9 protein-coding genes and 2 pseudogenes are annotated in these 15,063 nt (G+C 44.4%); 7 read left to right on the top strand and 4 right to left on the bottom strand.

The window, feature by feature from the left end; translation table 11 throughout:
* Positions 1-847, bottom strand: an 847-nt coding sequence (locus F6J99_RS29450; protein WP_293118148.1) for a transposase, incomplete at its 3' end; no start/stop codon positions are given.
* 494 nt (positions 848-1,341) lie between these two features.
* Between F6J99_RS29450 and F6J99_RS29445 the strand changes: the two genes are divergently transcribed.
* Complete coding sequence (locus F6J99_RS29445; RefSeq protein ID WP_293118145.1) at positions 1,342-1,659, top strand: hypothetical protein; 318 nt, start codon at positions 1,342-1,344, stop codon at positions 1,657-1,659.
* Here the strand turns inward: F6J99_RS29445 and F6J99_RS29440 are convergent.
* Positions 1,656-2,675, bottom strand: coding sequence for an AraC family transcriptional regulator (locus F6J99_RS29440; protein WP_293118143.1), 1,020 nt, complete (start codon positions 2,673-2,675; stop codon positions 1,656-1,658). The genes F6J99_RS29445 and F6J99_RS29440 overlap by 4 nt on opposite strands.
* Before the next feature lie 541 nt (positions 2,676-3,216).
* Here F6J99_RS29440 and F6J99_RS29435 point away from each other — a divergent pair.
* The 3 genes from F6J99_RS29435 (at position 3,217) to F6J99_RS29425 (ending at position 8,572) form a co-directional block, all read left to right on the top strand.
* On the top strand, positions 3,217-4,722 hold the full coding sequence (locus F6J99_RS29435) for a hypothetical protein (protein WP_293118140.1): 1,506 nt from the start codon (positions 3,217-3,219) through the stop codon (positions 4,720-4,722).
* A 691-nt stretch (positions 4,723-5,413) separates the two neighbouring features.
* Positions 5,414-7,867, top strand: coding sequence for an arylsulfatase (locus tag F6J99_RS29430; RefSeq protein WP_293118137.1), 2,454 nt, complete (start codon positions 5,414-5,416; stop codon positions 7,865-7,867).
* 144 nt (positions 7,868-8,011) lie between these two features.
* Complete coding sequence (locus F6J99_RS29425; RefSeq protein WP_293118133.1) at positions 8,012-8,572, top strand: SUMF1/EgtB/PvdO family nonheme iron enzyme; 561 nt, start codon at positions 8,012-8,014, stop codon at positions 8,570-8,572.
* Positions 8,573-8,574: 2 nt separating this feature from the next.
* On the opposite strand, the gene F6J99_RS29420 is transcribed toward F6J99_RS29425, so the two are convergent.
* Positions 8,575-8,769 carry a hypothetical protein gene (locus F6J99_RS29420; protein WP_293118130.1) on the bottom strand — a complete coding sequence of 65 codons (195 nt, stop codon included), beginning with the start codon at positions 8,767-8,769 and terminating at the stop codon, positions 8,575-8,577.
* Between the two features lie 65 nt (positions 8,770-8,834).
* On the opposite strand from F6J99_RS29420, the gene F6J99_RS29415 reads away from it, so the two are divergent.
* Both F6J99_RS29415 and ltrA (F6J99_RS29410) read left to right on the top strand, forming a co-directional pair.
* Positions 8,835-10,166: a transposase gene (locus F6J99_RS29415; protein WP_293118127.1), complete on the top strand. Its 1,332-nt coding sequence runs from the start codon at positions 8,835-8,837 to the stop codon at positions 10,164-10,166.
* A gap of 736 nt (positions 10,167-10,902) precedes the next feature.
* Positions 10,903-12,657, top strand: coding sequence for a group II intron reverse transcriptase/maturase (ltrA, locus tag F6J99_RS29410; protein ID WP_293118124.1), 1,755 nt, complete (start codon positions 10,903-10,905; stop codon positions 12,655-12,657).
* A 262-nt stretch (positions 12,658-12,919) separates the two neighbouring features.
* Here the strand turns inward: ltrA (F6J99_RS29410) and F6J99_RS29405 are convergent.
* A pseudogene (locus tag F6J99_RS29405) lies at positions 12,920-13,012 on the bottom strand (RNA-guided endonuclease TnpB family protein); the annotation flags it as partial.
* A 471-nt stretch (positions 13,013-13,483) separates the two neighbouring features.
* Here F6J99_RS29405 and ltrA (F6J99_RS29400) point away from each other — a divergent pair.
* Positions 13,484-14,886, top strand: a pseudogene (gene ltrA, locus F6J99_RS29400) (group II intron reverse transcriptase/maturase); the annotation flags it as partial.
* Positions 14,887-15,063 lie beyond the last annotated feature (177 nt).

Raw genomic sequence — 15,063 nt, 5'->3', positions numbered from 1 at the left:
TTGAGGGTTGGTTTTTCACCAACATGGAATTCAAGTTATCAAGGTATGTCCTTGTGGTTAATCCCCCGTTACCGGTTTCTAACCAACGAATCGCACTCGCATGTTCTTCACGCTGCCTACTTATTTTAAGGTGTGTCCTACCTAGCCTATTAATAGCCTTCTTTCGGTTAGCTGAGCCTTTCTTTTTTCGGGAAACTCTACGTTGGTAAAACTTTAATCGCTTTTCCCCTTTGCGATAGAATCTGGGGTTAGGTTCTGAGTATCCATCAGAGTCGGTGTAAAACTCTTTCAATCCAACATCCAATCCAACAGTGAAACCCGTAGCTTCTAACTGTTCTGAGTTGTCTAGTTTTACGCAAAACTGAACGTAATAGCCATCATCTCTTTTTACAATGCGAACCCGCTTGATCAGTTTCTGGTCGAAACGCCACAAGTCCCAGGTTCCTTTGAGTTTAACCTTCCCTATACCCTTTTTGTCTGTGAATTTGATAGACTTCTTGTCTGGCGATAACTTCCACCCAGATTGCTTGTATTCGACAGACCGGGAATGTTTTTTAAATTTGGGATATCCTTTTTTGCCAGGGACTTTTTTCTGGCAATTATCGAAGAACCTTTTTATAGCCCTTTCTACATTCTCGATCGAGGCTTGACAGGCATGACTATTAAGGTCTTTAACAAATTTAAATTCATCCCTTAACTGGGTGTTGTAACGGTATAGTTCCTTTTTGCCTATTCCGCGATTGTCCATCCAAAAACGCAGCACCTTGTTCCGGACAAACCTAGCTGTCCTTATAGCTTCATTGACTGCTACTTTTTGGGGCTCTTTCAGAATAGCCTTGAACTCCATTACCAACACCTATAATCACCTCCTTGGGGTTTTACTTTGCTTACTATTATAGACGACAATCTAATCCAAAAGTTCCCAGAAATTATATGTATAGAAAGCCGTCCTATAAGGACGGGGCTTGCGACCAAAATTTTTGGTCAAGGTTAATGTTAGGGTGGGGCTGATTCAGGACTGCTCCATAGGCAGTATCAATGTAAGCATTCAGCCGTCAGCTATCAGCTATCAGCTAATGCGCTACTGTTCGCGCATCACCTCAAGTAGCGCAATCGGTGCTAAAGGTCTGTGGCTACGCTATGGGAACAGTTTATGCCCATAGCGTACGTTACTAATGGTGCTTTTGAATAAAATAAGCTGACGGCTGACGGCTGATAGCTGAATGCTTACCTGAGACAGATGCAATGGCAAAAAGGATTAGTTGACATATCGCGCTTTTTGTAAAGTACAATTTATAGTAAAAAAATGCAATTACCCTGATTTGTTCCAATCACCATAAATTGGCAAGACCCTTAATTCTAGCCCAAACACAAAATTGGGTGCATCTCAATGCATGCTGTTTAACGTGGTGGTGCGTTACGGGATGGACTGTTCCAATACTGGCTAATGCGAAAATCAGGGCTAGTCCATCCCTAACGCACCCTACAGAACTATTCCCGATTCCCGATTCCCGATTCCCGATTCCCGATTCCCGATTCCCTGCTCCCTGCTCCCTGCTCCCTGCTCCCTGCTCCCTAAAACCCATAAATTTGTACCTCAGAAGTCGTATAATTGCTATAACTTCCAGAGATATTTATCCCTCGATAGTCAAGGCTTAGTTTGCAGTGTTTCGCAATGTATCTGAAGGTAACTCCCCAAACATAGCTTTGTAATCTTTAGTAAAATGACAAGGACTGTAGAACCCAAATTCACTAGCAAGAATGGCTATGGTACAACGTTCTGGTTCGCTTGCTTTCAAGCGTTCTCGCACTGCGTTGAGTCGTCGTACCTTGAGATAGCGCATGGGACTCAAGCCAAATAAGTCCTGAAAACCATAAGATAAGGCAGAACTGCTAGACCCTAAATTTTGAGCTAGCTGTTTTAAGGTCAGAGGTTTTTCCAAGTGTGCTAACATTTCTTTTTCAGCTTGGGCAATCAACTTTGCTCTTCGGGAAGGTTTGACAAAACACTTGGAATTTAACTTAATGGGAATATTACTAATCAACAAAGGAAGGAAATCATCAGCAACGAGTTTTTCAATGTGAGGGTTTTGTAACCAAGTAGGTTTGTGTACTGCTAACCAAACAAGTTGTTTCAGGTAATCTTTAATTTCGTTCATCCTCGTTGGTAGCAAATTCACATGATTTTTACTCCGGAAATTATCGTCTAGATCGTGGCGTTGTAGTTGGTCTGCATAAGCATCAAACGTTTTAACAGGGATTATAATGTTTATCAACGTTGCACCTTGAGGAAATATTTCGTGTGCTTCCTTGTTATTGAAACCAAAAATAGTCCTTTGAGGCTCGACAGGGTGACGGAAGGAGTAATATTCCTTTTCATTCTCAGACAAAAGTATCGCAAAACATATGTATCCCTTTGTCCCCTCACCCGAAAATTTAATCCCTTGGTTCGCCTGATTATATACAAAAAATAAGTTACCAATCTGAACGGACAAAAACTCAGCTTGAAGAGGACCGGGACTGAGTTGTATTATTTCCTTATTTTGATACTCAAAGAACTCTTTGAAATAATCCACATCTGTAAAGGATTTGGAGACAATCTTCTGATTGCCTGTCCCAGGATCATCCTCAGCTTGGGTAGTTTTACTTTTGTTGGCATCAATTAACAAACTCATTTGAGCACCACTCTGTCAAAAAAATAATCCAACCAAGTATAAGCAAAACTAATACAATTTGAAACTTAGTTATTTAATTCTTATAGCTGAGAAAGTTGGAATTTTTGATTATTCACAGAGATAGTTTACTACTAAAGTTGACTTGGGGTAAGACCCGTGACGAATTTAATTACGGGTCAAGGGCACCGTGAGGTCTTTGACTTACCCCATAGCACAACAGAGTGGGCTTGACCCACCCTGATGGGATTATGGCCTTGTAAAGCCAGGAAAACTGGCGTTGCTGAATTAAGGAATGAATGCGCAATCATCTGGTGCATGTTAAAGCCCCCTAAATCCCCCAACTTTGCGGTGCGACCCAAGGGCGATTTACTCGCCCATTGGAAAGCGCACCGGAAGGGACTTTGAACGTCTTATTCCCCCCAGAATTGGGGGGTTAGGGGGGCGAAACCATACCCAGAATTAGCAACGCCGGAAAACTAGCTTTGTGAAGGGCTAAACAACAATTTCCCCAAACATTACTGCTGTTTATAAGGTTTTAACGATGATTTTGAATCGAATTTGGAGAGTGATGGTAGTAGTGGCGATCGCTACCTCTCTCCTCCTTGGAAATATCATATTACCCACAAGTCCTGTTCTTGCTGAAGTAACGGAAAATTCGTTTGATCGCAATGGCGATCCGGCCAATGTCGGTCGGGAGGTTCGCCCCCCCGTTCCTATAGAAAACTGTTTCTGGAAGATGACTGTTGGTGCTGACCCATACCACAACGCCTTCTATCCAGATCAGCAAACCACCTATCCAGTCGCCCTGTTTTCCCTACCTGCTGATAACTCTAAAGAAAAGGGTAATGATAAGGGTTATGTCAAGATCACTGGGGAGTTTCCTCATGCTCGTTCGATGACATTTAGCGCCTACTTTTATGATCCAGACTCAGCTACTTTAGTCAGCGGAGATCATCAGATCGTCGATTATCAGATTAAACCCGACAAAGGGTCAATTAATCCATTTCAAGAGGATGCCAAACGTACAGCCAAAGACCGTTCCTACACTCTGAAATGGGTTCCTAAAGCACTCCCTGATAACGAAGAAGACCGTGAGGAAAATACCTTGTATCTTGGAGAGCAAGAGTTTCCTGGCATCGGGTATATTGTGGTGATGCGAATCTATGTCGGGGATAAAGGAACAAACCTATTTGGCGGCACGACTTTACCAGAGGCCAAGATTATCATGCCAGATGGTACCAAAATTAAGGGTGATACACTCTGCGACCCCAAATACTCTCCGTTCACTGGGGATATGAGTAGTGTTTATCCATCTCCAGCATTCGATCCAGTGGCTTATCGGAGGGAGCGCGATCGCACAGAGTGGTATAATCAAGACCGACCCGTTACCTGGCCTGCCCAGAATCCTCCCTACATCATCCGGGAGTGGACTGCGAATTATAATTTCTGTGCCAACTTTGAGCAAGGCCCTGACAACGCACATCTGTGTCCTTCCCCTGTAGATCCTAATGTTGGTTCAGGTGGGTTTGGTAATTCCACAACTGTTTATCTCACGACTTGGATGGATCGCAATTTTGGCGAAGTCCTGGTCTTGCGGGGCAAAAAACCCAAGACTCCCAAGACCTATTTTGGCACCAATAAAACCTTTGACACGTCGGATGCTGAAATGCGCTACTTTTCCTGGACTACAGACGAGCCTTTGTCTCGGGCGCGAGTTATCGATAGCGTCTTTGACGAAGAGATCCCAGTGGATGAAAACGGTTATTACACCATAGTTGTGAGTCGGCCATCCTACCGTCCAGAGAATGCAACTTATGAATGTGGTTATGCCTGGTTAGAGTTTCCACCCGCTGGTGACGGGTTCGGCGACGTGTACCTGGGCGAGTTGCGCAATCGCTGGCAAATGCCCCTCAATGACTTTGAATACGCACCCCACAAAGCCAAGAAACCAGGTAAAGAAAAAAAGGTCATGGGCGAGTATTTCCCGGTTGGTGAATATATGACTCCTAAGAAGTTTGACAAAAAGTTCCCTTGTAATAAGTCCTAGCCCTCACGGGGTGACAACAAAGCTCAAACCTAGATAGGTGTTAGGTTTTAGGTGTTAGGTTTTGGGTAAAATGAGCGGGATGAGTCATTTGTATTTGCCAACAATTGAAGCAATTTTCACAAGACTTCGTCAATGATAGTTTGAATCAATCCATCCCGCTTGACAATCTTCCCTAACACCTAACCCCTAAAACCTAACCCCTGTAAGATTTTCAATTAGCTTGTCACCCCCTGAGGAGAATGACCTAGGTTTTTTCTCAATAAGCCACAGCTTATTGATTCTTGCCCTTACCCTGCAACCAACTATAAGTTTTAATTATAATTGGTTGCAAATTAGTTAATTATATTTTATAGCTGAGAAACTTGGAATTTTTGATTATCCACAGAGATAGCTTACCCCTAAGCTAGGGAATGTCGGCAAAGTCAATTTCCGAATAGCCAAAAAATAGACCTCTTGCAAAAGTCGATTTTGGCTACATAAGACCAATACTTTCGGTTCCATTTTTGGATCCATTTTTGCATTTATGCAAGAGGTCTAATGTAGAAGTAATTGACTCCACCCACTCATCCCAAAATTGGCTCGATCGCGTTTTGGGATGCCCCCCTAAGATGGAGATTTTGTTCACCCTTTTCACTAGGTTTTACCCATGTTTTTCAAGGATTTTTTAAACCGAATATGGAGAGGGATCGCGATGTTTGCGATCGCCACCTCTCTCCTATTCGGAAGTATTACTCCCCCTGTCTTGGCACAAACTGCTGATGGCAAAGAACTTCCCTTCCCTCCCGTACCTTCCGCGAGTACGGCCAATGAGACCTTACAAGAATCTGAAATGATTCGACGGGAAGAACCGAACTATCTACCCGCCGATGCCCCCAATATTCTGATTATCCTCCTGGATGATGTGGGCTTCGGGCAAGCTGAAGCCTTTGGGGGGGAAATTCATGCCCCCACCATTCAACGGCTTTGGGATGAAGGAATTGCCTACAACACCTTTCACACCACCGCGCTCTGTTCTCCGACCCGTGCCTCCCTGTTGACCGGACGCGATCAACATAACGTACACTCCGGCACCACCACCCAACGGGCCCTAGACTGGGATGGTTATATGGGCAGCATTCCCAAGACTACAGCCACACTGCCAGAAGTGTTGCGGGAATATGGTTACAAAACCGCAGCCTTTGGGAAATGGCATAACACCCTCGCCAATGAAACCACCGCAATGGGACCGTTCGATCGCTGGCCCACCGGACACGGCTTTGACTATTTCTACGGCTTTAACGCTGGAGAAACCTCCCAATACGAGCCACGCCTGTTTGAAAACACCACCGCGATCGAACCTCCCCACGAGTTTCCGGATGGAAGTCCATACCATTTAAGTGAAGATATGGCAAATCAAACGATTACTTGGCTGCGCCAGCGCAAAGCGTATACTCCCGACAAGCCGTTCTTTATCTACTGGGCTCCCGGTGCCGCCCACGGTCCCCATCATATTTTCGGCGAGTTAGCCGATAAATATAAGGGTCGGTTTGACGATGGCTGGGATGCCTTGCGCGCCCGCACATTCGAGAATCAGAAAGGTTTACCGTGGCTTCCTCTAGCAGCCGATGCCGTCGATACCCCTCGACCGGAAGAGATGAAGGCTTGGACTGAAATTCCCGACGAAGAAAGGGATTTCCAAATCCGCTTGATGGAACTTTACGCTGCCTTTGTCGAGGATGTAGATACCCAAGCGGGCAAGATCGTTGACGAACTCGAGGCCGAAGACCTTCTAGACGAAACCCTGATCTTTTACGTTTGGGGCGACAATGGTGCCAGTGCCGACGGCCGAGATGGCAGCATCAGCGAACTGTTGGCTCAGAACCAAATTCCCAATACCGTAGAAGAACAACTCCAAGCCCTCAGCGAGCAATTTGGCACCGAAGAAGACCCCTCGGGTCTCTCTGCTTTGGGAACGGCAAAAACGGACAATATGTACAATGCCGCTTGGGCTTGGGCTGGCGATGCACCGTTCCGCTATACCAAGATGATTGCCTCCCACTTTGGTGGAACCCGTAATCCCCTGGTGATTTCTGGGTATGCTGGCAGCAAATATGGAAAAATTACTGCCGATTCCACCCCCCGTGCCCAGTTCCATCATGTCAACGACATTGCCCCCACCATTTACGAGATCTTGGGCATTACCCCACCAGAAGAGTTCTATGGCGTTGTTCAAGATCCGATCGATGGGGTCAGTATGGCCTACACCTTCAACAAGCCGGATGCTCCCGGCCAGAAGAAAATTCAGTATTTTGAGAATAACGGCAGTCGGGGCATCTATTTCGATGGCTGGTATGCCTGCACGTTTGGTCCTCTGATTCCTTGGGAGACTACCTCCAGCAAAGATTTAGAAGATTGGGATTCTCGCGACGATGTGTGGGAATTATATGACCTGACAACGGACTTCACGCAGCAGAACGATCTCGCAGACCAAAAGCCAGAGATTCTGGAGATGATGAAGCAATTGTTCTTGCAAGAAGCAGAAGAAAATAAGGTCTTTCCCATTGGTGGCGGTCTCTGGACTAGCATCCATCCCGAAGATCGGCTAGAGAATCCTTACAAGAGTTGGACGTTTGATACCAGTACCACCAGGATGCCGGAATTTACGGCACCCGGTCTGGGTCGCGAAAGCAATACGGTGACGATCGATGTCGATCTCAATGGCAACGATTCTGGGGTTCTCTATGCCCTCGGCGGTTCGAGTGGCGGCTTGACCTTGTTTATGAAGGATGGAAAGCTAAAGTACGAGTACAATATGATGTTATTGGATCGCTATACGGCTGAATCCGCAGCACCGATCGAAGATGGTAACCACACCATTGAAGTAAAAACCACCTTCCCGATTCCAAAGCCCTTAGCCCGAGCCAAGGTAACGATTAAGGTAGATGGAGAGAAGGTTGCCAAGACGTGGGTTAAGCGCACGGTGCCGTCTGCTTTTACCGCCAGCGAGACCTTTGATGTGGGGACGGATTTGGGTTCTCCTGTTTCGCTGGATTATGCCGATAACCCGCCCTTCCCCTTCACTGGTAAGATTAAAACGGTGAAAGTGGAGCTTGAAAATCCAGAGGCACGTCACTTTTTCCCTTTACCCTCGCCTTCCTTCGAGTAGAAGAATGTTAATAGTCAAGGAATTGTAGTTACAGGGTGGGCATTGCCCACCCTTATTCATCTCATCGCCCGAACCAAAACGAAACGGTTCAACCGCTCTGCGATCGCCCCGATCGCCCTCTGAGATTACTGTTCTTGAATATCCATGTTTTTCTCTTTGCTTCAGAAGAATTTAACTCGTCATCTTGTTGGGATTTTCCTGGCAGTCTCCCTCCTCTTCCTCTTCCCAACCGTCTTGACTTCGTCACCTTTTGCTTTTGCCGATTCTCCCTGTCCTGAAGGTATGGTGTTGATCCCTGGGGGAACCTTTACGATCGGTTCCGATACTTACTATCCCTCTGAAGCCTCTGCTAAGGATGTCACGGTAGAGAGTTTTTGCATCGATCGCCACGAAGTTACCAACGCCGAATATCAAGCATTTGTCCAAGCTACAGGCTACCTCACCGTTGCCGAACGTCCCCTGGCCAAAGACCAATTCCCTGGCTTAACCGAAGCGCAACGACAGCCCGGTTCCCTGGTGTTTCAGCCCCCTGCACCGGGTATTCAACAAGTAGGTTATTTAAGCTGGTGGGATTGGGTTGTTGGTGCTAATTGGCAACATCCCTACGGACCCGACAGCACCATTGAAGGTTTTGACAACTACCAAAACTTCCTGAAATGTGAGAGCCCCTGCGCTTTTAGCCGGGGGATGAAACAGAGAGACTGAATTTATTCAGTCGTGTCCTCAATCTGCCTTCTAACCCAACGCTCTATAAATTCCCCAACACTAGTTCCTGATTCTTTAGCTGAAAGTTGTAACCATTTCCACACGGTATCCGTAAGCATGATGCCGTGTGTCTTTTTTAACTCATTATAATGGACTGGAATCCCTCTCATCCTTTTTTGAGATTTTGTCTGATTCATAGTTGACATTTTTAGAATATTCGAGCAGACTAATAGTATTGTAGCAAAAGAGGTCGAGGTTATCAATGTATAGAACAATTCCTGTAAAAACAACATTTGCTGATGAAGAAAAAGCCTTTTGGTTATTTCAGTGTGAAAATGCGAATAGTTTGTGGAATTGTGCCACCTATTATTCCAGACAAAAGCATTACAATTGGCTAGAACAGCAACAGGAATCCTTTATTACTTACTGGAAGGAAGATGTATTATGTTACGGGTGGAAGACCTATAAGTGTAATGTCAAATATGCAGAGCTTTGTAAAGAATTAAAAGATAATCCTCATTACAAAGCGATGGCAGCTCAATCAGCGCAGCAAACTCTTAAGTCTGTCGCTGAGTCGATTACAGGGTACAACCAATTAGTTAGTCTTTATTACAGAGGTCAGGTAAATAGGCCGAGACTTCCTAAGTACCGAAAGAAAGGAGGCAAGGCGGCTGTAACTTTTCCAAGACAAGCTCTTACCTATAAAAAAGGTTTATTTTATCCCTCTGTTAGCAAAGAGAGTAAACCAGAACTACTAACAGAAATTGTACTAGAGGCTCCAGGTTTTATAGATCCAGAGTGGGTCAAAGAGGTGACAATTCGCCCGTATCTGGGAGAATTATGGATTGATTGGGTAATCGACGACGGGAAGCAACCAGTCGAAAACAACCCCAATCTTGATTATTCACAGGCTTGGAGCTTCGATCATGGTGGAGATAATTGGCTAACCGGAGTTTCGACCCATGGGAAAAGTTTGATTCTTGATGGTCGAAAACTTAAATCAATGAATCAAGGTTACTCCAGATTTGTCGCTAAATACAAAGAAGGCAAGCCTGATTTTTATTGGGATTCCAATCTTGATTCGCCGAAGGCGACGCTACGCGAACGAGTTCAAAGAAAGCGCAACAATCAAATGAGAGACGGAATAAATAAAGCCGCTCGTTTCATTATCAATAGGTGCTTGAACGATCGAATTGGAAATCTAATTATTGGTTGGAACGAGCGACAAAAAGATTCTGCCAGGATGGGAAGACGTGGAAATCAAAATTTTGTTGCTATTCCAACTAAACGACTAATAAATAGACTTGAACAACTAGCCTGCGAATATGGAATAAAGCTAACAATTACCGAAGAAGCGTACACCAGTAAAGCGTCTTACCTTGACGACGACAGCCTCCCAAAATATGGTGAAAAACCCAATGGATGGACACCGTCGGGCAAAAGAGTGAAACGTGGTTTGTATAGGTCTTCTAGAGGACACCTAGTAAATGCTGACTGCAATGGGGCAGGTAATATTGCTAAGAAAGTAGCCACACAGCTAGGTCTTAATCTAGCCAAGTTGGGTAGGGGAGCTTTGACACTCCCACACCGATAGTGCGGCTCGTTCTTACTAAGAGTCTAGGGAAAACCTAGAGGTATGAGTAAGGGGATTCGCGAGGTCAAAAACCTCAAAATCCTAACTGTTCTAAGGATGCAGGTGAAAGCCCTGCCCCTGAGGAGACAGGTGACTCCCTACCTGGCCACACCGGTGCGATTCGTTGGCTAGAAACCTTACCCTATAAAGGGTTCGGGGAATAGCCACAAGGTAAAAATAAAACCTTGATAACTTGATAACCATGGTGGTGAAAGACCACCCCTCGTGAAATCCGAGTGACAGCCCTACCCCTACTCATTAGGTCGTAACAAGCCAAGCGGGTAAAGCGGGGTCGAACAGTGAAACACTACCAGCCTAAAGTAGTGCTAGTAACAGGCAGAGAACTCATGGGTACGAGAGAAAGATACATTTGAGTCGTCGTTACCAGGACGCAGCAAAATAAGGCTGAAATGCTGCATTCAAACAGATAAAGGAGTAACACAGGTTTATAGGCTCCGGTGTACCTATAAAGATTTCCCTAAAACTCCCGGCGAATAGTATCACCCTAAAAGTTCACAGAATGGTTATCAGGAACGAAGTAACCTCATAGGCTCTCTCAGAAAGGTCGATTTCTGAGTAGGTAGTTAGCCGCATGACCTATGAAGGAAAGATGGAATCAGAAGCAAACGCCTGAATTAATACTCAGGATAAGCAGACAGATTCACGTGATCAGGAAAAGATATAGCTATGAGTAACAGTGAAAAAGTCTAAAGCTCGGGGGTTCGCCCCACAGTCGGAATGGAATCGAATCGATTGGCGAAAGCTAGAACGAGTCGTATTTAAGCTGCAAAAACGGATATATCGAGCCTCGAGCCGTGGTAATGTCCGCGTGGTAAGAAAACTCCAAAAAACTCTGATGAAATCCTGGTCAGCAAAAATGCTGGCGGTACGGAAGGTAACACAACAGAATAAAGGCAAAAAGACTGCCGGAATAGACGGGAAAAAATACCTAAACGGTAAACAAAGACTCGCCTTAGTAGCCAGCCTTAAAATATACAAAAGACCTCAACCTACCCGTCGCAAATGGATTGAAAAGCCAGGTCGCAAAGAAAAGCGCCCTCTAGGGATACCCACTATTTACGACCGAGTACTTCAAGCCCTAACAAAACAAGCACTGGAACCCGAATGGGAGGCAAAATTTGAGCCAAACTCATACGGGTTCAGACCAGGAAGGTCATGCCAAGATGCAATCGTAGCAATACATACAAATATCAGCCAAAAACCTAAATGGGTACTAGACGCCGATATATCAAAATGCTTCGACAAAATCAACCACAATAAACTTCTCAACAAACTAAATACCTATCCATCCATGAAGCGATTAATCAATGGTTGGTTAAAAGCAGGAGTAATGGACGAGGGAACATTCTTACCTACAAATGAGGGGACTCCCCAGGGTGGAATAATATCCCCACTCTTGGCGAATATAGCCCTCCACGGAATGGAAGAAGTAGTGAAAAATTACGCCCGAGGCTTGCCAGCCAAGACTTACGGCAGAAGCACTCAAAGAATGAAAGCGATAAGCCTTATTCGATATGCAGATGACTTTGTCATTTTGCACAATTCCAAAGAAGTGGTAGAAGAATGCCAAAAGAGAATTAATGAATGGTTAGAGGACATCGGCCTGGAACTAAAACCAAGCAAGACTAGAATAGCCCACACTCTAGAGGGATTTAACTTCCTCGGATTCAACGTACGGCATTACAAATGTGGGGTACATCAATCAAAGCAAGGTTTTAAAACCCTCATCAAACCATCGAAAGAACGAGTAAAAGAGCACACCAAAAATCTAGCCGAAATTATAGACAGGTTCAAGGCAGCTCCTCAGGAAGCTCTGATCAGCAAGCTTAAACCCGTCATAACCGGATGGTGCAACTACAATAAAAGTCAAGTCAGTAAGGAAGCTTTTTCAGACTTAGACAACTTGCTCTGGCACAAACTCAGAAGGTGGGGATATAGGAGACATCCAAGAAAATCAAAATCATGGGTAAATAAAAAATACTGGGGAACCAAAGTTGAAAAACCACTAAGACCCTGGGAAGCTCCAAAGATAGACAACTGGGTTTTTATGACAGGAGAGGATAACCATCTCCCAAAACATGCCAAAACAAAAATTGTCAGACATGTAAAAGTACAAAACACCAGAAGTATATACGACGGAGATTTACCCTACTGGAGCAACAGATTACAAAATCACCCAGAAATGTCAAGTATAAAAGGTAAACTTTTAAAAAGACAAAAAGGGAAGTGTAATCACTGTGGCCTCACCTTCAAGGATGGAGATTTAATGGAAATACACCATATAATACCACGCGCCCAAGGTGGAAACGACCAACTCAAAAACTTTGAGCTACTTCACCTACATTGTCACGATGAAAAACACAGAACCAGGGTAACTAGGAAACAAGAACCCACTACGGATTCTCAAGAACTAGATAACAACCCCTTCTGAGAGGTACCCAATGACAAGGAGATTCCTATCATGAGGAGCCGTATGACGGGAAACTATCACGTACGGTTCTGAAGACGAGTCAGTGAGGTGACTCACTGGCTTAGTTTAATAGGAAGGCGGCAACCTTTCAGAGTGAAGCTGGCAGTGCGATTCGTTAGCTAGAAACCATGTCCGATAAAGACTTGGGGGATTAGCTGCTTGGTTTACGAACCATGACAACTTGATAACCATGATGGTGAAAATCCATCCCGGAGACAAAACCTTAGAATAGTGCAGCCTTAGTACAAAACCTTACTCCTATGATGCCTAACCTGCTGACCATAAAGGCTGCACTATTCTTTCGGTAATTTCTGACCCTCGCGAAATCCGAGTGACAGCCCTACCCTGATTCACAGAACTAACAAACCTGTGGATTGATGCAAGGGTCGAACAGTGAAGCACTACTAGCCAAAAGTGGTGTTAGTAACAGGCAAAGGACTCATGGGTACGAGAGAAAGGTATGTTTAATCATCGTCATCACTAAGTAGCGAAACGGCTGACACGTTACAGACAAATAGTCATTGGAGATAGGTATTACTGGTTTGCCAGTCAGTAATGATTTCCCACAAAGCTCCCGGTGAATAATACCACCCTAAAAGTCCACAGAATGGTTATCAGGAACGAAGTAACCTTTATAGGTACTCTGATGAAAGGTCGAAGATTCTGAGTAGGTAGTTAGCCGCAAGTCCTATAGAGGCAAGATTGAATCAAAAGCTAATGTCTGGAGTAATTCCCAGGATATGCTGACGGATTCACGTTATAGGAAATGATGTAGCTGTAAGTAGCAATGAACAAGTCTAAAACTCGGGGGTTTGCCCCACAGTCAGAATGGAATAGGGTCAACTGGCGCAAGCTAGAAATGACCATATTTAAGTTGCAAAAACGAATATATCGAGCCTCCCAACGTGGTGACGTTTGCGTGGTAAGGAAGCTTCAAAAGACTCTGATGAAATCCTGGGACGAAACCTTAGAGAGTGGAGCCTTATTTCATATAACTTAAAACTATTACCCATAACCTGTCGCTATAAAGGCTCCACTCTCTTACGGTAACTTCAAGGTCAGCCAAAATGATAGCGGTCAGAAGGGTTACCCAAGAAAACAAAGGTAAAAAGACTGCCGGAATAGACGGGGTAAAAGCTTTAACCAATAAGCAACGCCTCGCCTTAGTAGCCAGCCTGAAGGTATCTAAGAAGGCTCAACCAACTAGAAGGGTCTGGATACCCAAACCCGGACGGACGGAAAAACGACCTCTAGGTATCCCTACAATATATGACCGCGCCCTACAAACACTTGTCAAACAGGCACTCGAACCTGAATGGGAAGCAAAATTTGAACCTAATTCATATGGATTCAGACCAGGACGCTCATGTCACGACGCAATTCAAGCAATATTCAACAGCATCAGTAAAAAACCCAAATGGATACTTGATGCCGACATTGCCAAATGCTTCGATAAAATCAACCATGATGCTCTTCTTCAAAAATTAAACACTTATCCATCCATTCGGCGACTAATCAAATCTTGGTTAAAAGCCGGTGTAATGGATAATGGAACATTCTCACCTACAAACGAGGGTACCCCCCAAGGTGGTATAATATCCCCCCTCAAGCGCAAATATAGCCCTCCACGGAATGGAAGAACGAATTAAACAACATGCTATCTCTATGAAAGGAGAAAAATCCAAAAATAGAAGAGCATTAAGTCTAATTCGCTATGCTGATGATTTTGTCATCATACACAAAGACCAAACCGTAGTAGAAGAATGTCTTAGAATCATTAATAAATGGTTGAATGACATGGGTTTGGAATTAAAACCAAGCCAAACTAAAATTACCCATACTTTTGAAGGTTTTGACTTTATCGGATTCAATATCCGTCAATACAAGGTAGGTAAAACACACTCAAAGCAAGGTTTTAAAACCATCATCAAACCATCGGAAAAAGCAATTCAAAAGCATTATGGGCAACTCACAGAAGTTATATACAGACATAGAGCTGCCCCCCAGAAGGCTCTGATTAGCCAACTAACACCTATTGTAAGAGGATGGTGCAACTACAACAAATCTGTATGTAGTAAGGAAACATTCTCAAAAATCGACTATCTGCTTTGGAACAAGCTTCAAAGATGGGGATACAGGAGACACCCAAATAAATCAAAAACCTGGGTAAACAGGAAATACTGGGGAACAAAGGCAGAAAAAGCCAAAAAACCCTGGGAGGCCGACAAAGTAGACAATTGCTGGGGGGGCGACAAGCGCCCTGTAACCCTTGATATATCTTAAATTGAGCGAATTATGGTAAAAAAAAGATAGGTCAGAAATTGTCAATACGACCTATCAATTGAAAATGCTACCAGAATTATATCA

Source organism: Moorena sp. SIO4G3, from assembly GCF_010692305.1.
Classification (GTDB): Bacteria; Cyanobacteriota; Cyanobacteriia; order Cyanobacteriales; family Coleofasciculaceae; genus Moorena; species Moorena producens_A.
Note: the sequence above shows the minus strand (reverse complement) of the source record. Positions and strands in the feature narration are given on the sequence as shown.

Excerpts from the sequence above, each read along its gene's own strand:
- F6J99_RS29430 (WP_293118137.1), top strand. The coding sequence starts at position 5,414 with ATGTTTGCGATCGCCACCTCTCTCCTATTCGGAAGTATTACTCCCCCT.
- F6J99_RS29420 (WP_293118130.1), bottom strand. The coding sequence starts at position 8,769 with ATGAATCAGACAAAATCTCAAAAAAGGATGAGAGGGATTCCAGTCCAT.
- F6J99_RS29425 (WP_293118133.1), top strand. The coding sequence starts at position 8,012 with ATGTTTTTCTCTTTGCTTCAGAAGAATTTAACTCGTCATCTTGTTGGG.
- F6J99_RS29435 (WP_293118140.1), top strand. The coding sequence starts at position 3,217 with ATGATTTTGAATCGAATTTGGAGAGTGATGGTAGTAGTGGCGATCGCT.
- F6J99_RS29440 (WP_293118143.1), bottom strand. The coding sequence starts at position 2,675 with ATGAGTTTGTTAATTGATGCCAACAAAAGTAAAACTACCCAAGCTGAG.
- F6J99_RS29415 (WP_293118127.1), top strand. The coding sequence starts at position 8,835 with ATGTATAGAACAATTCCTGTAAAAACAACATTTGCTGATGAAGAAAAA.